General features: G+C 37.8%; 17 protein-coding genes and 1 riboswitch. Of the genes, 1 reads left to right on the top strand and 16 read right to left on the bottom strand.

Annotated features, from left to right (window positions below; genetic code table 11):
* Positions 1-15: 15 nt before the first annotated feature.
* The 8 genes from CEQ21_RS01590 to CEQ21_RS01555 all read right to left on the bottom strand — a co-directional run bounded on the left by CEQ21_RS01590 (position 16) and on the right by CEQ21_RS01555 (position 9,902).
* Positions 16-900, bottom strand: coding sequence for an anti sigma factor C-terminal domain-containing protein (locus tag CEQ21_RS01590; RefSeq protein ID WP_185762947.1), 885 nt, complete (start codon positions 898-900; stop codon positions 16-18).
* Positions 901-1,002: 102 nt separating this feature from the next.
* Positions 1,003-1,797: a polysaccharide deacetylase family protein gene (locus tag CEQ21_RS01585; protein WP_185762946.1), complete on the bottom strand. Its 795-nt coding sequence runs from the start codon at positions 1,795-1,797 to the stop codon at positions 1,003-1,005.
* Between the two features lie 102 nt (positions 1,798-1,899).
* Positions 1,900-3,339: a glycoside hydrolase family 1 protein gene (locus tag CEQ21_RS01580; RefSeq protein ID WP_185762945.1), complete on the bottom strand. Its 1,440-nt coding sequence runs from the start codon at positions 3,337-3,339 to the stop codon at positions 1,900-1,902.
* Between the two features lie 64 nt (positions 3,340-3,403).
* A complete protein-coding gene (locus CEQ21_RS01575) occupies positions 3,404-5,269 on the bottom strand; it encodes a beta-glucoside-specific PTS transporter subunit IIABC (protein WP_185762944.1) in 1,866 nt (621 codons plus the stop codon).
* A 123-nt stretch (positions 5,270-5,392) separates the two neighbouring features.
* Entirely contained in the window at positions 5,393-6,235 is an 843-nt protein-coding gene (gene licT / locus CEQ21_RS01570; protein ID WP_185762943.1) for a BglG family transcription antiterminator LicT, read from the bottom strand.
* A 182-nt stretch (positions 6,236-6,417) separates the two neighbouring features.
* Positions 6,418-7,266 carry a hypothetical protein gene (locus CEQ21_RS01565; protein WP_235907139.1) on the bottom strand — a complete coding sequence of 283 codons (849 nt, stop codon included), beginning with the start codon at positions 7,264-7,266 and terminating at the stop codon, positions 6,418-6,420.
* Between the two features lie 275 nt (positions 7,267-7,541).
* Entirely contained in the window at positions 7,542-8,531 is a 990-nt protein-coding gene (locus CEQ21_RS01560) for an aromatic ring-hydroxylating dioxygenase subunit alpha (RefSeq protein ID WP_185762941.1), read from the bottom strand.
* A gap of 24 nt (positions 8,532-8,555) precedes the next feature.
* Positions 8,556-9,902: a nucleobase:cation symporter-2 family protein gene (locus tag CEQ21_RS01555; RefSeq protein WP_235907138.1), complete on the bottom strand. Its 1,347-nt coding sequence runs from the start codon at positions 9,900-9,902 to the stop codon at positions 8,556-8,558.
* Between the two features lie 158 nt (positions 9,903-10,060).
* Positions 10,061-10,162, bottom strand: a riboswitch (purine riboswitch).
* A 168-nt stretch (positions 10,163-10,330) separates the two neighbouring features.
* Here CEQ21_RS01555 and guaD point away from each other — a divergent pair.
* Positions 10,331-11,698, top strand: coding sequence for a guanine deaminase (gene guaD / locus CEQ21_RS01550; protein WP_185764045.1), 1,368 nt, complete (start codon positions 10,331-10,333; stop codon positions 11,696-11,698).
* A gap of 131 nt (positions 11,699-11,829) precedes the next feature.
* On the opposite strand, the gene CEQ21_RS01545 is transcribed toward guaD, so the two are convergent.
* The 8 genes from CEQ21_RS01545 to CEQ21_RS01510 all read right to left on the bottom strand — a co-directional run bounded on the left by CEQ21_RS01545 (position 11,830) and on the right by CEQ21_RS01510 (position 17,589).
* Positions 11,830-12,426, bottom strand: coding sequence for an NADPH-dependent FMN reductase (locus CEQ21_RS01545; protein ID WP_127739496.1), 597 nt, complete (start codon positions 12,424-12,426; stop codon positions 11,830-11,832).
* 18 nt (positions 12,427-12,444) lie between these two features.
* Positions 12,445-13,428, bottom strand: a complete 984-nt coding sequence (locus CEQ21_RS01540; protein ID WP_185762940.1) for a ring-cleaving dioxygenase — start codon at positions 13,426-13,428, stop codon at positions 12,445-12,447.
* Positions 13,429-13,573: 145 nt separating this feature from the next.
* On the bottom strand, positions 13,574-13,963 hold the full coding sequence (locus tag CEQ21_RS01535; RefSeq protein WP_185762939.1) for a DoxX family protein: 390 nt from the start codon (positions 13,961-13,963) through the stop codon (positions 13,574-13,576).
* 88 nt (positions 13,964-14,051) lie between these two features.
* Complete coding sequence (locus CEQ21_RS01530; protein WP_185762938.1) at positions 14,052-14,990, bottom strand: ring-cleaving dioxygenase; 939 nt, start codon at positions 14,988-14,990, stop codon at positions 14,052-14,054.
* A gap of 169 nt (positions 14,991-15,159) precedes the next feature.
* On the bottom strand, positions 15,160-15,777 hold the full coding sequence (locus tag CEQ21_RS01525; protein WP_185764044.1) for an NUDIX hydrolase: 618 nt from the start codon (positions 15,775-15,777) through the stop codon (positions 15,160-15,162).
* A complete protein-coding gene (locus CEQ21_RS01520) occupies positions 15,767-16,165 on the bottom strand; it encodes a hypothetical protein (protein WP_185762937.1) in 399 nt (132 codons plus the stop codon). Before CEQ21_RS01520 ends, CEQ21_RS01525 begins: the two co-directional genes overlap by 11 nt.
* Before the next feature lie 37 nt (positions 16,166-16,202).
* Positions 16,203-16,451 (bottom strand): hypothetical protein, encoded by a 249-nt coding sequence (locus CEQ21_RS01515; protein ID WP_185762936.1) that lies wholly within the window; start codon positions 16,449-16,451, stop codon positions 16,203-16,205.
* A gap of 229 nt (positions 16,452-16,680) precedes the next feature.
* Positions 16,681-17,589: a DMT family transporter gene (locus tag CEQ21_RS01510; protein WP_185762935.1), complete on the bottom strand. Its 909-nt coding sequence runs from the start codon at positions 17,587-17,589 to the stop codon at positions 16,681-16,683.
* Between the last annotated feature and the right edge of the window lie 7 nt (positions 17,590-17,596).

Genomic DNA, 17,596 nt, shown 5'->3' with positions numbered 1-17,596 from the left:
GCCTCCCGCCTTCCTTTATAACTGGTGTATTTTTGTTCCTATAGTCGATGCTTTAATTATTTTAACTTTCATAAATGCAGCTAACTGTTCTGGTGTTCCTGAAACGACAGCACCTCTCACTTTGATATCTTTTACGGACGGAAAAGCACTCTTGTTTATTCCAGTTAAAACAAGTTCAGCTTCCTTTTGATATTCTTTATCATCACTGAGCTTCTTTAATTTATCAAGAAATACTTGTCCTTGACTCACAAAGCCAGCACCTTTCACTTGAAAACCGATTGTTGAATCCCCAACGTAAGCTTTATCTTCTTTTAGCGATATATTCATTTTACTTAATTCTGCATCTGTTGCTGTGTCTACCCAAAGCCAATTAACATGTGTGGAGCCAAGTTTCTCCTCTAATTCTGCTAAAGAATATGCTTTATCGAACGAAAGAGCAAGCTCTGCCATTGTATTACTGTCCATGTTAGCCAGCATCTTCAGCTCCTGCGGCAGGTTCTTATAGTCTGTTTTCGGATCATAAAAAAGCAACTCTTTGCTTCCCTCATCCTCATAACTGCTGCTTGCTAGGATTGAAGCTTCTGATACCGATTCCATGTTGCCAAGAACACTAACCTTCTCCTTCATTGAATTTGTAACAATCTTCTGTCCACCAATCGTTTTTTCTGCTTGGAAATAGGAAATCGCACTCCACAAATGAACTTCCTTACCTGAGCTTTTCCATTGTGTATTTGCGCCTTTCACAGTATTTAAGAGCATATTTTCTTTCGCTACATCATGCTTTAAATTGAAGTAGGCAACTATGTATAATACAGCTAAAGCAATAATGATGATCCCTGTCAAAAACCGTAGCGTTTTACGCTTGTCGTCCTGTTTAGGTATATTAACAGTTATACTCATTGTGTTACCCTCTCTCCCATTCCATGTTTTTACTATCATATCCTAATAGTGAAGGAGCGTCTCAAAATCTGGAAAAATGACATATAACTTTCATAAATTATCTCACGTTATTTTCCAATAACTCATTAGTGGTTTTTTCGTAATCTGCTTTTTTGATAATATCTGTCGACCGTTTACTATTTTTTCAAAATCACTCATCGAAGTGGAGTACTTAATATATATACGCGGCAGCAGAAATAACTCATTGTTAAGACCATTTTCGAAATAATATTGTGGTGTTGTACTTAATCCGAATGAGTAATATTTTTTCGCTTCCTCGATAACTTTGCTGTTAAAGCTGCCATAAGGATAAGCTACAGAAATAACTGGTTTTCCTGTTATGCTCTGAATAGTATCTTTTGCACCCTTCAGCTCTTCCGTATAATTTGTTATCTTCGTTAAATCGGGATGTGTCGCAGTATGTGATTGGACAGAGACCATTCCACTATCAGCAAGCTTTTTCAATTCAGCCTTCGATAAACGGTTGGAACGGCCGATAAAGTCTGAAATAACGAAAAAAGTAGCTCTCGGATGAAATTGTTCTGTTTTCAACTTTTCAAAGATAGAATATACATTCATATTATTTTTGTATCCATCATCAAATGTAAGAAAGATTGGCTTTTTTACCTTTGAAATATCCTGCCATCGTTCGAATGTTAATAAAGTAAAACCATTGTCTCGTAAATATAGCATTTGTTTTTCAAAGTTTTCCGGTGTTACGTAAAGCTCTTTAGAGCCTTGGCCTTTAAATTCATCAATAGAGTGATATATAAGGATTGGCACCTGTTGCTGCGCCCCAGCCTGAGAAGGAAAAAAAAGTAACATAAGCATCCATATAACTGCCGAATATTTCAACATATAACAACCTCCTTTTTTTTATTTTTCCTCCATTTTTCGTTTCTTATGTTTACTTATTGAATACACAAAAAAGCATGAGACCAAGTCCCATGCTTCTTACTATTAAAGCTCTTCACCATTAGTTGAAATGACCTTTTTGAACCAGTCAAATGATTTTTTCTTGCTGCGCTCTAATGTTCCGCTGCCATCATCATGCTTGTCGACATAGATGAAACCGTAGCGTTTTGACATTTCACCTGTTGATGCACTTACTAGGTCGATACAGCCCCACGGTGTATAGCCCATAAGCTCGACACCATCTTGTACTGCTTCTCCCATTGCTTTAATATGCTCACGTAAGTAATCAATCCGGTAATCATCGTTAATAGTTCCGTCTTCTTCTACTTTATCATAAGCACCTAAGCCGTTTTCGACAACGAATAGTGGTTTTTCATAGCGATCATATAATTGGTTTAGTGAAATTCTTAAACCAGTTGGATCAATTTCCCAGCCCCAGTCACTTGCTTTCAAGAAGGAATTTTTTATTCCGCCCAAAATATTACCTTGGCCGACTTCTTCTGGTTTTTTGTCTTTCTTTTCTGTACGTGACATATAGTAGCTAAGTGCAACATAATCAACTGTATTTTCTTTAATAAGCTCTAAATCGCCGTCTTGAATATCTAGCTCAATATTATGTTCTTTGAAATAGCGCTTAATGAATGCAGGATAATGTCCACGCACTTGCACATCACCACAGAAATAGTTAAAGATTTGTTCTTCTTGCAATGCGAAAAGCACGTTTTCTGGATTGGAATCAACAGAATATGTTGGCAGATATACAAGCATACAGCCAATTTGTGCACCAGGAATAATTTCATGGCAAAGCTGAACCGCTCTTGCACTTGCTACAAACTGATGATGATATGCTTGGAATGTTGGCTGATAACGGTCTTCTTCGTTTTGGATTGCAAACCCTAAACCAAGGATTGGCATATGAAGACTACTGTTGATTTCATTAAATGTCATCCAGTATTTTACTTTATCTTTATAACGGTTGAATAAAACCGTTACATAACGTTCAAAGAATGTTACTAATTCACGACTTCTCCAGCCACCATATTCTTTTACTAAATGAATCGGCAATTCATAGTGTGAAATCGTTACAACTGGTTCAATATTATATTTTAATAGCTCATCAAACACACGGTCATAGAATGCTAAGCCTTCTTCGTTAGGAGTTAGCTCGTTACCATTTGGGAAAATTCTTGACCAAGCAATAGACATACGGAACGTCTTAAACCCCATTTCCGCAAAAAGTGCGATATCCTCTTTATAACGGTGATAGAAGTCGATTGCCTCATGGTTTGGATATGTATATTTCTCTGTATCTAATTCAAAGTCAAAGCCTGGATCTGAAAGTACTTTCAACCGAACTTTTCCACCTGGCAATACGTCTGGTGTGTTTAGTCCTTTTCCGCCTTCATTAGAAGCTCCTTCTAATTGGTTTGCTGCAGTTGCGCCGCCCCAAAGAAAACCTTCTGGGAATTTAAATGTTGCTGTCATGGTTGTTTCCTCCTTTATATTTAAGGAGAGAATAGTGTACCACTCTCTCCTTATTCACATTGGTTTAAACAATAACTGTTAATAATTTTTTTGATTGGACAATGCTTTCTTCGCTTGTTCCAATGATTTCTGTATACTTACCTGTGTTTGTGATAATCACTGGTGTTGTTACTGGATAGCCAGCTTCTTTGATTTTTTCAATATCAAACTCTACTAACACATCGCCTTGTTTTACTACGTCATCTTGCTTTACAAGCGGTGTATAGTGTTGACCGTTCAATTGAACAGTATTAATACCTATATGAATTAAGATTTCTGCTCCATCTGTTGACGTAATACCAATCGCATGACCAGTTGGGAAAATAGTTGTAATCGTTCCATTCACTGGAGAAATCGCTTTTCCAACAGTTGGCTCGATTGCTATTCCTTTCCCCATTGCTTCTGAAGCAAATACTGCATCATCTACTTCTGATAGTGGAAGAACAGTCCCTGTTAATGGACTAAGAATAACTTCTTGCTTTAAAAGTGGTTCTGCTGGTACTTCTACTTTTTCTGTTTCTTTAGCAACTTCTTCTGCTTGAACTTCGTCTTTTTTCTTCTTATCTTCAAAGCCAAGTACTAATACTAGTACTAGAGCAATCACAAATGCGATAAGCATTGGAATGATAAAGGAAACAATTGGTGTGTAGGCTGGGATTGTTAGGAAAGCTGGGAAAGCAAATGACATTGCTTTATTTCCAAGCGCCCCGCTTATTCCCCCTCCGATTGCTCCAGCAATCGCCACAAACGGAATTGTTCGTTTATTACGAAGCAACAAACCATAGATAATTGGCTCTGTTACACCTGCTAATGCTGCTGGTAAGAAAGTTGAACCAGCAACTGTTTTTACCTTTTTGTCTTTTGCTTTTAAGAAAATACCAACTGCTAATCCCATTTGGGCAAATACAGCTGCTGACAGCATTGCCATTAAAGGATCATAGCCTTCTGCCAAATTCTGAAGGATAAGTGGGACAAGACCCCAGTGAAGTCCAAGTATTGTTAAGAACGTCCAGCCTGCACCCATAACGGCACCTGCTAACCAACCACTCTTCGAACTTAAGAAGCTGATTCCATCACCAATCCAGTTTCCTACATACACTCCAAATGGACCGAATGCCAACACTGTTAATGGAACAATAATCATTAATGAAAGCATTGGAACTAAGAATAACTGCAAGTCTTTATGAATGATTTTCTTTAAGAACTTATCTAAAAGTGCATAAATACAAATTGCAATAAACACAGGGAATACAGTGGAGGAATAATCCATCAGTACGACTGGTATTCCAATGAAGCTAGACACATTGCTTGTATCTGTCATTAACCCTGTGAAATTAGGCTCAAGTAACGCGGCACCGATTGTTCCACCAACATACGGATTTGCGCCAAGTTTAGTCGAAATCGTTATCCCTAACAGAATCGGCAGGAAATAGAATACAGCATTTCCAGCTGCAGACAGGATAGAGTACGTACCACTTGTCGTTGATAACAATCCACTCATTGTTAATACTGTTAAGATTGCTTTTAACATACCTGCACCAGCAAGTGCTCCGATTAATGGGGAGAAACTGCGTGATATAACTTCAAAAATCTGTGCACCAACGCTTTGCTTTGGGGCATTCGATGGAGCTTGCTCTACACTGCCAATATTAGCAATTTTATTTATTTCTTTATAAACTTCTGGAACATGGCTGCCAATTACAACTTGGAATTGTCCGCCGCTTTCGACAACACTTAGCACCCCGTCTAGGTTTTGCAATGCTTCTTTGTTTGCTTTACTGCTATCGTTTAATTTGAAACGCAAGCGTGTTGCACAGTGCACAAGGCTTGAGATATTTTCTTCTTTGCCGACTAAATCGACAATGTCATTAGCAAGTTTAGTATTACTCATGTTCTCTTCTCCTTTTCTTTATAACACTTATATTCATTCCCTATTGACGTAAAAATTTCCAACAAAAAAACCTAAATCAAAACATTTCTGTTTGATTTAGGTTTTGCCCGTTAGGTTACAACCCTATTTGTCATTATTGCTTTTAACAACTCGTTCTATATGAATGGTTAAATAGATCATTTCTTCGTCTGTTAACACATACGTATACATGCTTTCAATAAATTTCTTTATTTTCAGCGCACATGTATGTGCATCAGGGTATTTCATTTGAATTACTTGATATAAATCGTCATCTGTTGAGCTGTTATAGTGATTACCTTTCACTAAACGCTGCGCAAAAAACTTAAGATGGGTAATAAAGCGATAGAAATGCAGAGAATTTTCATTAAAATCAATCTTAAAGTGATACCTGACAAGTGTTAAGATTTCCTGCATGATTTTTGTCATATCATGTACAACTGGCATCTCTTCATTCAATTCTGCATTGATGAAGTGAAGTGCCAAAAATCCTGCTTCATCCTCTGGCAAGATTACACCAAATTGATCACAAATCATATTCAATGCTTCAAGACCTACCTCATACTCATCTCGATACAGTTGTCTTATTTCCCAAAGCAATCCATTTTTTATTGGAAGATGGTTCCTAAAGCGATCCACCGCATAATAAATATGGTCTGTTAAATGAATATAAATGCTTTCGTTTAATTTCTTACCAAGCTTCATCTTTGCATAAGCAATAATCTTCTCTGATAATTGCATATATTCAATCGGCATATCAGCTATCAAGGTTTTGAAATTCGTCCTCATATCTTCGTTTTCTAAAGTGAAAATTTTATCAATTTGGTCCTCGGCAATCTGATCACCAGCTCGCTTTTGAAAAGCTATCCCACGACCAATGATAATAATTTCTTGATTATCTTTTATTGAGATAACCGCATTGTTGTTTAATATTTTTTCGATTTTCACTTTGTTACCCTCCGATATATAGAGAAAAAGGCAAAACCCACCCTTTAAAAATAAGGTAATCGGTTTTGCCTGATTTAACAGTTACAATCCGTTCTGTATACGCTTCCTATATCTTATCAAATAAAATAAAAAATAGCAAGAATATTTTTATCAAGGGTACTTCAGCCCATTATTTAACAGAATTACAGTATCACTTTTCTCACCTGTAATGATGCTTGATTATTACTCTGGATGCTTATATCTGCATCATAGTAGCCACTTTCAAACGACGAGCATTTGTAATCACCAGAACAACCAGTCACAAAAAATGGCGTATTCGGAAAGTTAGCATGAATATTTGTTAGCTTTGAATAAAAAACATGGGCATGATGTGTGAAGATACCAAGGATTCTGCTTCTCACGTTGGCTGGGATTGCATTAAAAAACCGGTCTGTTTCTTGTCTGCTCACAACATGATCTGAGCTTACCGTATTATATATCCCCGGTACATAAAGGGGCCAATGCGTATCAATAATATAGTAATGATTAGGATCTAAACTATTTAATAGATTAATACTGTCTTGGCTGAATGTTCCAGTCCCATTATCAAGCCAAACATGCTGCACTAACCCTCTTGTTCTTGGAATACTTACTCTGCCTGTTAATGGGTTAAAATATTGCAGAAATAAACTTCTGCTATCATTTCTGCTCGTATCCTCCCAGTTCCCTATAGATGTGCGGTAATAGATATTTTTCGGTCCCAAATTATGATCAACAATATTTTTAAACTGCTGATAATAGCTTCGCGCCTCTGCTGTTGTAAAAGCTCCTAATGCATGGGCATTGTCCCCGCCAAAAATAACATATCTTTTCGTCCCACTATTTATCGCCCTTGGAAGAAAGTTATTAAAAATACTTTGGCTGTTCAAGTAGCCTACATGACTGTCTCCAATAACTGCTATGTTGACAGTGTAGCTTGACGTTGCCTGTAAGCCAGGCTGGGTTGTTGTACTAGGGTTTGAGGCAGAATTAGTCCTTGTTCGTTTATTCATTTTCATCACACTCTTTTTCCATCAACTTCATATATGGTATTCAGTATTAAAATGAGTGCTTGTACATTTTTATCTGTTGTGTCGTAAACAGGTTGGGACAAAACAAGATATAACCTAACTAAACAAGAAATTTAAATGATTCCCTAACTTTGAAACAATGAAGCTTGGGATTAAAATTAGAGTTTGTTTTTAAAAATAGTTCATTTCATTTCGATTATGAACACTCGCTTTCCACCCACCCCGAACAACAAAAAAAAGCACGGGTAACCCCGTGCTCACACTCTCTCTAATACTGGTGTAGTTCCATTCTCAACACCCAATTGATTTAACCATCTGCGATATGCAATTGTTAGCGCATCTGATTTAAGATGTAATTCTGCTTGTAAATCTAACGGAAGCAGTTCTGGTTTTTGACTTTGTACAATATCAAGATCCTGATAGAAAATCGTATCTTGGAATTCAACAAATGGTTCGTCAGGCATATCCAAGTCATAGTTTCTTGATAACAGCATATAAGCCTGTGATTGTTCGTTACCCGCTTGATTAACAACTAGCAAAATCGTTAATGCATCATCAGAGCCTTCAGATGTTTTCGTAAAACGAGCTGTTGTTGGGTTTAAGATTTCGTATACATAGTCTGCATATCCGCCTTTTGAACGACCATCTGGATTTGGCTGGTAAACAGGAATCTTGCTTGTAATATAGCGATTATCGATAAAATCCACCTTATAATCAACTATTTCCGCATGATCCTCGTCACCAAGCAGGCCTTCATGTACGAACATAAGATGTGACACATCCAGAAAGTTCTCAATTATTCTTGGTGCATTTGCATTTACATCATAAGGACCACAAATAACAGTCCGATGATTTTCCATATTGTATTCTGGATAAGAAATAAGGGGAGCAGGATTATCGCCTAAGTTCACCCAGATCAATCCAAGATGTTCTTCACAATGATAAACAGTTGCTTTAGCCTTTTTTGGAATCGCTCTGCCATTTGGAAGGGCAGGTATCTTCACACATGCGCCAACACAATCATATTCCCATGCATGATAGGCACACACTAACTTCCCGTTTTTCACCTTTCCTAGGGAAAGGGCGGCGCCACGGTGGATACATAAATCCTTAAAAGCATGAACTCCCTTTTCATTGCGGAAAATAGCGACTCTTTCGCCAAGCACGAATACCTGTTTTGGATCTTCCAATAACTCCTCTGCTTTACATACTGGATGCCATTCATTCCATAGTCTATCCTGTTGCATAGTGTTGACTCTCCTCTTTTCTTCTTAGTTTACGTTCATGGAAACATCATTAACTTTGACTTTATCGTCTTTTTTCTGTGGTAACACTAAGTTCAGAACCAATGCAGCAATCGCACCAATAGCTGTTCCAGATGATACAAAATAAGTAACGATTTCTGGCAATCCTGCTAAAACGTCTGCAGGCATTAATACAGCGAATAATGCAAGCATAATTGGCACACCAATAACAAGCATATTTCTTTCAGTGAATGCTTCATCTTTAATAACTTTAAAGCCATTCATCATGATAACTACACATAAAATTGCAAAAACGCTATTCACAACCACACTAGGAATACATGCGATTAAGCTTGTAAGCTTTGGCATCATACCAAGTAAAACTAATATAACTCCACCTACAATAATTGGTTTACGGCTTTTCACTCCAGTTATTGCGATAATTCCAGCATTAGAAGAATAACCTGTTACCGGTGTTCCTCCAAAGAAGGAACCAACAAAACAGCCTAACCCTTCACCAAGTGCTCCACCATTTAAACGCTTGTCATCTAGCTCTTCGCCAGTTACTTTACTTACAGTAAACCAAGTTCCGGTAGTTTCTATAGTGACAATAAGGTAAACAACGATCATTACGATAATGGCATGGAGATTAAACTCAGGCATACCGAAAGAAAATAGACCTGGCATTTGGAACCATGCAGCTGTCTTAAGCGAATCAAAATGTACTAAACCAAAGAAAGAAGCAATAATGGAACCGATAATAAGTGCTAATACAACGGACACAACTTTAATATATTTCCATTTGGATTTCGCTTTTTCGCCAACATACATACAAAATATAAGAATAGCAGCTGTAATTGTAGCAATAAGGATGTTCTCTCCAAAGCTACCTTCTGCTGAATAAATAGAATTAATCGCACTTGGCATTAATGAAAGGCCAACAACCACAATCACAGTTCCTGCAACGATTGGTGGAATGATTTTTCTAACAACCTTACTATAAACCTTAAGTGGATAACCTAATAAAGCAACGATTAACGCACCTGGTATTAAGCTGCCAATCATCGCCCCAATACCTGATGTTGTGCCAATTGCTGCCAATGCACTCAATGGCACAAATGACGGCCCTTGCATGACAGGAAGCCTCATTGCAAATCCTGCTTGAATAATTGTGGCAATACCACAAGCAATAAATGTCATTTGAATCAACAAAGCACTATCTGCTACAGAAAACGAAAGTAAACCTGCCAAGATGATCGGCGGTATAAATAAATCCATTGCTAAAACCTGCTGTAAACCTAGAAATATCGACTTGCCAACGGAAATATTTTCTTTTTCTTCCGTCGTCCTATTCTCTTTCATACCTTTTGCCATTCTCCCATTCCCCCTGTAGGTTACTAGACATTCATATAATCAATAGTTTCTACCAACTTAAAAAAGCTCGAAGTACATACTTTTCCCACCAACAGAAAAGCATGTACTTCGAGCTTTATAGATTCAAAGTATCAAAAAGAATAGACCTATATCAGTAAGCCATTCTTTTTGCTTTTCATAGTCAGTTTATTTACGGTAAACAGGTAGAAACTTGTAGGCCATATCCCCACGATTATATGAAAAACACTATTTAGTTTTGTTTTTTACTACAATACCACGATTTTTTTTTAGTGCAAGATATTTTTCGAAAATAGTTTTTTCTAAATTTTTAAAATCTAGTAAAACTATCTGATTTCATGTAGACTAGCTACTAATCATCTATTACAATATTTATATTACCACAAAACACGAACTATAGGAAGGTGTTTATTATTAATTATACGTATATTTTTCATGGTACTGCATTTAGCAGTTACTCTCCTAAAAAAGTAACTATTATGGAAAATCATTTGTTCTTTGTAAATAGCAACGGGATGATTGAAAAGGTTGTTAGCCCTGAACAGGAGGAATACACTTCTCTTATTGCCAAACATAAAGAGGATGCGAACTTTCGTCAATTAGAAGAAGGACAATATTTCTTACCTGGTTTTGTCGACTTACATGTTCACGCCCCGCAATGGGCCCAATCAGGTACTGCTCTTGATCTTCCGCTGTATGATTGGCTGCATACCTATACATTCCCGCTTGAAGCAAAATATGCAGATTTGGCATTCGCCAAAACGGTGTATGAGGATTTAGTTAGTACCTTACTCGCCAACGGGACCACCACTGTCCTCTATTTTGCGACAGTCCACAAGGAAGCAAGCTTATTATTAGCAGAAATTTGCGCTAAAAAAGGACAACGTGGCCTTGTTGGTAAAGTAGTAATGGATGATCCAGACCAAAATCCAGACTACTACCGAGATGCAAATCCAATAACAGCTATAAAAGATACGGAGGAATTTATCCTTGCAATGAAGGACTTAGCTAGAGAAGTAAAGCAAGGTGTCTACCCTGTTGTTACGCCGCGTTTTATTCCGAGCTGTTCAGATGAAGCATTGCAAGGGCTTGGTGAGCTTGCTGCTAAATACGATACTCATATCCAGTCCCATTGCAGTGAAAGTGATTGGGCTCATCAATATGTGAAGGATAGATTTAAGAAAAATGATGCTTTCGCACTTCATGATTTCGGATTGTTAGGCGATAAATCTGTTATGGCTCATAGTAATTTCCTCGATGACAAGGATGCTGAATTATTCGCTAGCACTGGAACAGCCATAAGCCATTGTCCACTTTCAAACGCCTACTTTGCCAACAGTGTATTACCGTTAAAAAGATTGCAAGCGATGGGAATCGACATTGGCCTTGGAACAGATATTTCAGCAGGAGCAACTCCAAGTATTTACGACAATGCCAAACAAGCAGTGGTTTCGTCAAGGATGCTCGAGGATGGTGTCAGTACTGCTCTTGCCGCTGAAGAACGAGGAGTGGCAGATTCTCGCATTTCTATTCATGAAGCCTTTTACTTAGCTACTGCTGGCGGTGGTGAAAGCTTAAGCCTGCCTATTGGAAAATTAGAAGAAAATTATACGTGGGACGTCCAAATTATTGATACAAAAATGCCATCAGCTAAGCTTCCTATTTTTGATGCTCATGAAGCTTTAGATGACATTTTTCAAAAAATAATTTACCTTGTTCGTCCAGAAAACATTAAAGAAGTTTGGGTACAAGGGGAAAGAGTTCATTCTCGATTTTAATAAAAGTAAAGCCAAACACGAACATTGCAAAGCAAGATGCGTTTTGACTTAGTTTGATTCTCTGTAACTATTTAACTCCCCTGGAACGACTAATAAGCCTGTGCAGCATGCACAGGCTTATTTTCTTTCAATTATTTACGGATAGTTTTCAATGCTGTTGACCATGGGATTACTTGGTCTAGCATTTGGTTAACTGACTCTGCTTGGACTTCTTTCGGCTTGAATTCTGTACCATTTTCAAAATCAGTGAATAAAGACAATGCTGGGTGTACTCGAACGTCAGCCACTAGCAATTCTCCAAGTATTCCGCGCAAATGCTCTGCTGCACGAGCTCCTCCAACTGAACCGTAGGATACGATTCCTGCAGCTTTGTTATTCCATTCATCACGAAGGAAATCTAAAGCATTTTTCAGCGCTGCTGTTATAGAGTGGTTGTATTCTTGCACGATAAATACGAAACCGTCCTGTTTGGCGATAATTTCAGACCAAGCAGCAGCTCCTGAAGCATCCGCTCCCGGCTCACCTAAAAATGGCAATTTATAATCAGCGATATCAATAACTGTATAGTTTGCATCACCGCGTTTGTCTGCTAATTCCTTCACCCATGCGCCAACCTGTGGACTTACACGTCCTTCTCTAGTTGATCCAAGTATAATACCGATATTTAATTTTTCCATTGTTTGTTCCTCCTCTTGTTTTGTTCCAAATAGTTTACTGAAAAAACCCATTAACATAATCCCCTTTTATTACAAATATTCTTTGTCTATTTTTAGAGTGCTGCGAACAGTGTTGATCGGGCGGACAAGCTGCTCAATCTCCTCCCGTTTTGATTCAAAGAATGGCGGTAGTGCTAATTTTTCTCCAAGGGTTTCATAAGGCTCATCACCCATGAATCCTGGTCCATCTGTTGCCAATTCAAATAATACTTGTGGTGCCACATTAGAGTATAAGGAGCCGAAATAGTAGCGCTCCACAAAACCTGAATTTGGTAATTGGAAGCTTGATAAGCGATTTGTCCACTCATCCAGTTCAGCGCGATCTGCCACGCGGAATGCAGCATGGTGAACTGTACCGAAACCTTGGCGAGCTTGTGGAAGAATGTTATTGAATTCCACGATTACTTGTGCCCCATTACCACCTTCACCCATTTCAAATAGATGGAAGGAATCTTCTTGACCTAACTCCTTCATAAGGAACACTTTCTCTAATACTTCTTTAAAGTAATCAAAATAAGATGTTCGCACGAAAATCGGTCCTAAACCAGTTATCGCAAACTCTAATGGTACTGGACCATTTTGCCACGGCGTACCCGCTGCAACTCCTTCATTTTTTTCATCTGATATTAACTGGTACTGCTGATCGTCAAAATCGACAAATGATAACGTCTTTTTACCAAATTGCTCTTGAATGCCTTTATGCTTTACATCGTATTTGTCAAAGCGTTTTACCCAATATGCCAGAGCTGCGTCTGTCGGCACACGGAAGGAGGTTTTCGAAATTTCATTCGTGCCGTGCACTCCTTTTGGGATACCTGGAAAATCGAAAAACGTCATGTCTGTACCAGGACTGCCAACATCATCTGTGAAGTATAAATGATATGTTTGGATGTCATCTTGATTAACTGTTTTTTTCACTAGTCTTAATCCTAAAACATTAGTGAAAAATTCATAAATTTTTTCAGCGCTGCTTGTAATTGCTGTAATGTGATGAAGTCCTTTTAATTCATTCATGGAAGAGTCCTCCTATTATTATCTCGATTTCGAGATATGAGCGAAAAAATATATTTTTTTTATTTTTAATTAAGATATCTTTAATTCGTGATAATTATAACATCTACCTAGATAAAGGTCAATATCCGTGTCTCTACTTATTTTCTTATAGGCCTAATGCAAATGCTCCTGGTCCAACTAATGCCATTCCCATTGCCACAACAATAAGCATTAAATTATATTCATAACCGCCTGCACCATTGGCAAATCCCTTCGAACCATGAACCTTTACAATTGCTCCAGCCATAATGATCGTTATGATTGCTGCTGCCAAAGGTAAAAATAAACCGATAATAAACAAAATCCCACTTATAAACTCGCCAAGACCGCTCAATACTGCTGCAGGTACCCCTGGTTTCACACCAATAGACTCAAACCAGCCGCCTGTTCCTTTTATGCCGTGTCCACCAAATATTCCGAACAGCTTCTGTGATCCATAAAACATAAACACAATCCCAACCATTACTCGAATTAACAATAAACCTAAATCTTCCATTTTCATCTTCTCCTCTATTATTTCTTCATTTTTTTTTATGATTTAAATAAATCTTCCGGTGAAGCCATATTATTATGGCTTCACACAGTTAATCTAGCTGTTTTACTTCAATTGGGATAAGGACTTTTTCAAGCTGTGCACGATGCTGCTCATATTGCGCTGGCAGCTTCAAGTTTGTTCCCATTGTTTCAAGCGTTTCATCATGAGCAAAACCTGGAGGATCTGTAGCAATTTCAAATAATATCTCTCCATGCTCTCTAAAGTAGATAGCATTAAAGTAGTTTCTGTCACGAACTGCTGTTACACCATATCCTTTGTCTGCGATATATTCCTGCCAATCTAATTGATCTGCATCATCAGTAGCACGCCAAGCAATATGATGAACAGTCCCGACTCCCATTTCACCTCTGCCAATAGTTGTTGTTTTTAGATCAATAATATTACCGATATCAGCTGTTGAACGGAATCGGATAATATTGTCTTCTTGTCCGACTACTTCAAGTCCCATCACATGCTCTAACAATTCAGCCGTTTTTTCTGGTTGTGCAGACAACAACGTTGCACCACCGAAACCTTTAATTGCCACATCTGAAGTCACATTGCCGAATGTCCAAGTATTTACTTCTCCGCTTGCTCTTTCAACTAACTGAAGCTGAAGGCCATGCGGGTCACTAAATTCAAGATAAACTTCTCCGAAGCGCTCTGCTTTTTCATAAGGAATATTGAACTTTTCTAATCTTTCTTCCCAGAAACTTAATGCTCCCACTGGCACAGCATAGGAAGTGACACCTACTTGACCATCTCCAACCACTCCTTGCCTTGCTCCTGCCCAAGGGAAAAACGTAATAATTGTCCCAGGCTTGCCGCCTTCATTACCGAAATAAAGGTGATATGTTCCAGGGTCATCGAAATTAACCGTTTGTTTCACTAATCTTAATCCCAATACACCTGCATAAAAATCAACGTTTTCCTGTGGATGCCCGACAATTGCTGTAATATGGTGAATTCCCATTGTTTTTTTGCTCATTTCATTTTCCTCCACTCATTTAATGAATTTATTTTGAATTCGAGATATTTATTTAAAAAAATAAAAACGAAGCTGCTTTAATATCTCGATTTAATATATCTTGAATATGAGATAATAATAAAATAATTATCGTTAGTTGTCAACAGCTTTTAAAAAATTATTAAAAATATTAATCAAAATATACTGGCTCATTTGGATTATATAAATGCTTAAAGGCAAGATGGATCTGTGCCTCTGTATTTCTTGGCAATGACAGCGGCGGGAGGTTGTTTTCTGCAAAGAACTGTACAGCGCTTGTTTCTATACCTTCTGCTGCAAGACCTCCAATAATTTCACATTGAATCAACAGCTTATAAACATGGATTGGAGACGGAGGATGGTCATGAAATTTCTTGTCAAACACAGCCATTAATTTCAATGCTTTCACGTCAAATCCAGATTCCTCCTGCACTTCTTTAACAGCAACCTCACTTGGAGATAAGCCGATGTCTCCCCAACCGCCAGGCAATGCCCATTTGCCGTCCGTTTTTTCTTTTACTAACAAAATCTTCTTATCGAAAAATACTGCCGCTCTGATATCGACCTTTGGTGTTGCATAGCCAGTTTCGTTTGCAAATAAGTCCTTGATGATGGAAGAATCCACGTTAGTATATTTAGCCAATATCTCGACACTTATTCTTCGGATTGATTCAAATCTTTCCTTATCATATACATCCTTTGAATAAGCCAATCCTGTTTGGGCAATTGCTTGCAGTTCCTTCGCCCATTTCAGCCATTCAGGCTCCATCATTATACTCCCCCAATTCACTTGTCATGATTAAATATGTAGTCATTTCCTTGATTACATTTTTTCCTGCACTGACGAATTGATATAAATGACAGAAGGAGAACTCACGACCTTCTGCTGTTTTAAAGCTGCCGTTAGCAGCAGCCGTGCTGCCATGTGTAATGATTTGCTGAATTTCAATTTCCTTTATTTCTCCATTAAAGCGGTCAAGTACCGCCTCCAGTACCTCTTGTTTTCCAGCAGCCTGAACTTTTCCGACAATATTCCAATGACTATTATTTGAAAAGGTGGTCTCTAATAAACCGATGTCTTGCCTTGCTAAAGCAATAATATGTTCGTTAATAAATCTTTTTTTAGGTGAGTTACCGCAGTCTTTTGGACTTTTCACTTTTATACTGTCGATACTTCCCACTCCCTTAAATGATTTAGTTAAATGCACCTGAACAATACTTATCTATAAGCCACGCTTGTACATGTTCTCTGCATTCTATTGATAAAAACGTTCTTTTTGGATGAATTAAATCACCATATGGCATAGAGCCGACAAACTTGACTTCTCCTGCAAAATTTTTGCCTGTAATGGCATCCATCCCTGAAAACTGCACAAAAATGGTTTGATGGCCTGTTTTTTCATAATCTAGTATGCTCACTTCATGTTGTTTTACATGTGACATTTGTTACCCCCGAAATAAATACTTATAAAATTGCTACATACACCTTATTATTTTCTTCAGTAGGATGCAAGCATCTTACTGGAATTTGTTGAGGATTTTTCATATAATACTCCACATTTTGTTAATTTATATAAATTTCAACATATCTACCTCATCAAATTGCATTTTATTGACAAATTTTCAAAAGAAAAGAGTCTTCTGCAAGCAAAAGACTCTTTTCTAAAAAACACTATAATCTTCCGTTTATTTGTGTCTTCATCACCTTAGGTTTTAACTTAATATTAACAAAGCATATGCTGACAACAATACATATTAATCCTAATACTAGCTTAAAGGTAATCGATTCATTTAAAACGATAGAACTGCAGATAATAGCAATTAGCGGTATAAGAAAGGTATACGAACCAACTTTACTTGCCTCACCAGCGCCGACAAGTGTAAAGTATACGAGCCAGCCAAAAGCAATAACAAATATGGATATGAACAACAGGTTAGCAACGAAAGGAAGCTGCCAATTAATACTGGACCAGCTTTCTGTTCCAGACCCAATCGATAATAAGAAAATCCCGCCAATCAGAAGCTGCATGGTAACCATCCATATCGAGTCAACTCGGTTGCCTGTTCTTTTCACAAAAACCGTGCCTAAGCCCCATCCAATTGCAGAACCAAGTGCAAGGAATATTCCAAGAACAGAGATATCGCCAGTTATACCGCCAGTACTTATAATAGCAACGCCAACAAACCCTAGTATCAAGCCAACAATTTTCAATCCATACATTAATTCCCCAAGCCAAAGCCATGAAAAAATGCCAAGTAAAACTGGCTCTATAAATACAATGGCAGAAAATAAGCCTGCCGGCATAAAACCTAACCCGACTGTTTGCAATCCGTAAAATATAATAATGTTTAATACAGCAGAAATAACATATAAATGCCATGTTTCCTTAAATCTTAGTTGCTTGATTCGCGGCAATGCAAACACAAGCAATATCAATCCGCCAAGGACAGTTCGTATCCCGGCAAAAAGCAGTGGTGGTGTATATTCAAGGGCCATTTTTGATAACGGCCAGTTGACTCCCCATACTATAACGAGAAAAGTCAAAAGCAATATCGTCTTTGTTTGCGATAATTTTTTCATTTCATGA

The sequence above is a fragment of the Niallia circulans genome (assembly GCF_007273535.1).
Taxonomy (GTDB): Bacteria; Bacillota; Bacilli; order Bacillales; family Cytobacillaceae; genus Niallia; species Niallia circulans_B.
The sequence above is the reverse complement of the archived record's forward strand: the minus strand, read 5'-3'. Positions and strand labels throughout refer to the sequence as shown.

Excerpts from the sequence above, each read along its gene's own strand:
- CEQ21_RS01590 (WP_185762947.1), bottom strand. The coding sequence starts at position 900 with ATGAGTATAACTGTTAATATACCTAAACAGGACGACAAGCGTAAAACG.
- CEQ21_RS01585 (WP_185762946.1), bottom strand. The coding sequence starts at position 1,797 with ATGTTGAAATATTCGGCAGTTATATGGATGCTTATGTTACTTTTTTTT.
- CEQ21_RS01580 (WP_185762945.1), bottom strand. The coding sequence starts at position 3,339 with ATGACAGCAACATTTAAATTCCCAGAAGGTTTTCTTTGGGGCGGCGCA.
- CEQ21_RS01575 (WP_185762944.1), bottom strand. The coding sequence starts at position 5,269 with ATGAGTAATACTAAACTTGCTAATGACATTGTCGATTTAGTCGGCAAA.
- CEQ21_RS01565 (WP_235907139.1), bottom strand. The coding sequence starts at position 7,266 with ATGAATAAACGAACAAGGACTAATTCTGCCTCAAACCCTAGTACAACA.
- CEQ21_RS01560 (WP_185762941.1), bottom strand. The coding sequence starts at position 8,531 with ATGCAACAGGATAGACTATGGAATGAATGGCATCCAGTATGTAAAGCA.
- CEQ21_RS01555 (WP_235907138.1), bottom strand. The coding sequence starts at position 9,902 with ATGGCAAAAGGTATGAAAGAGAATAGGACGACGGAAGAAAAAGAAAAT.
- CEQ21_RS01545 (WP_127739496.1), bottom strand. The coding sequence starts at position 12,426 with ATGGGTTTTTTCAGTAAACTATTTGGAACAAAACAAGAGGAGGAACAA.
- CEQ21_RS01540 (WP_185762940.1), bottom strand. The coding sequence starts at position 13,428 with ATGAATGAATTAAAAGGACTTCATCACATTACAGCAATTACAAGCAGC.
- CEQ21_RS01535 (WP_185762939.1), bottom strand. The coding sequence starts at position 13,963 with ATGGAAGATTTAGGTTTATTGTTAATTCGAGTAATGGTTGGGATTGTG.
- CEQ21_RS01530 (WP_185762938.1), bottom strand. The coding sequence starts at position 14,990 with ATGAGCAAAAAAACAATGGGAATTCACCATATTACAGCAATTGTCGGG.
- CEQ21_RS01525 (WP_185764044.1), bottom strand. The coding sequence starts at position 15,777 with ATGGAGCCTGAATGGCTGAAATGGGCGAAGGAACTGCAAGCAATTGCC.
- CEQ21_RS01515 (WP_185762936.1), bottom strand. The coding sequence starts at position 16,451 with ATGTCACATGTAAAACAACATGAAGTGAGCATACTAGATTATGAAAAA.
- CEQ21_RS01510 (WP_185762935.1), bottom strand. The coding sequence starts at position 17,589 with ATGAAAAAATTATCGCAAACAAAGACGATATTGCTTTTGACTTTTCTC.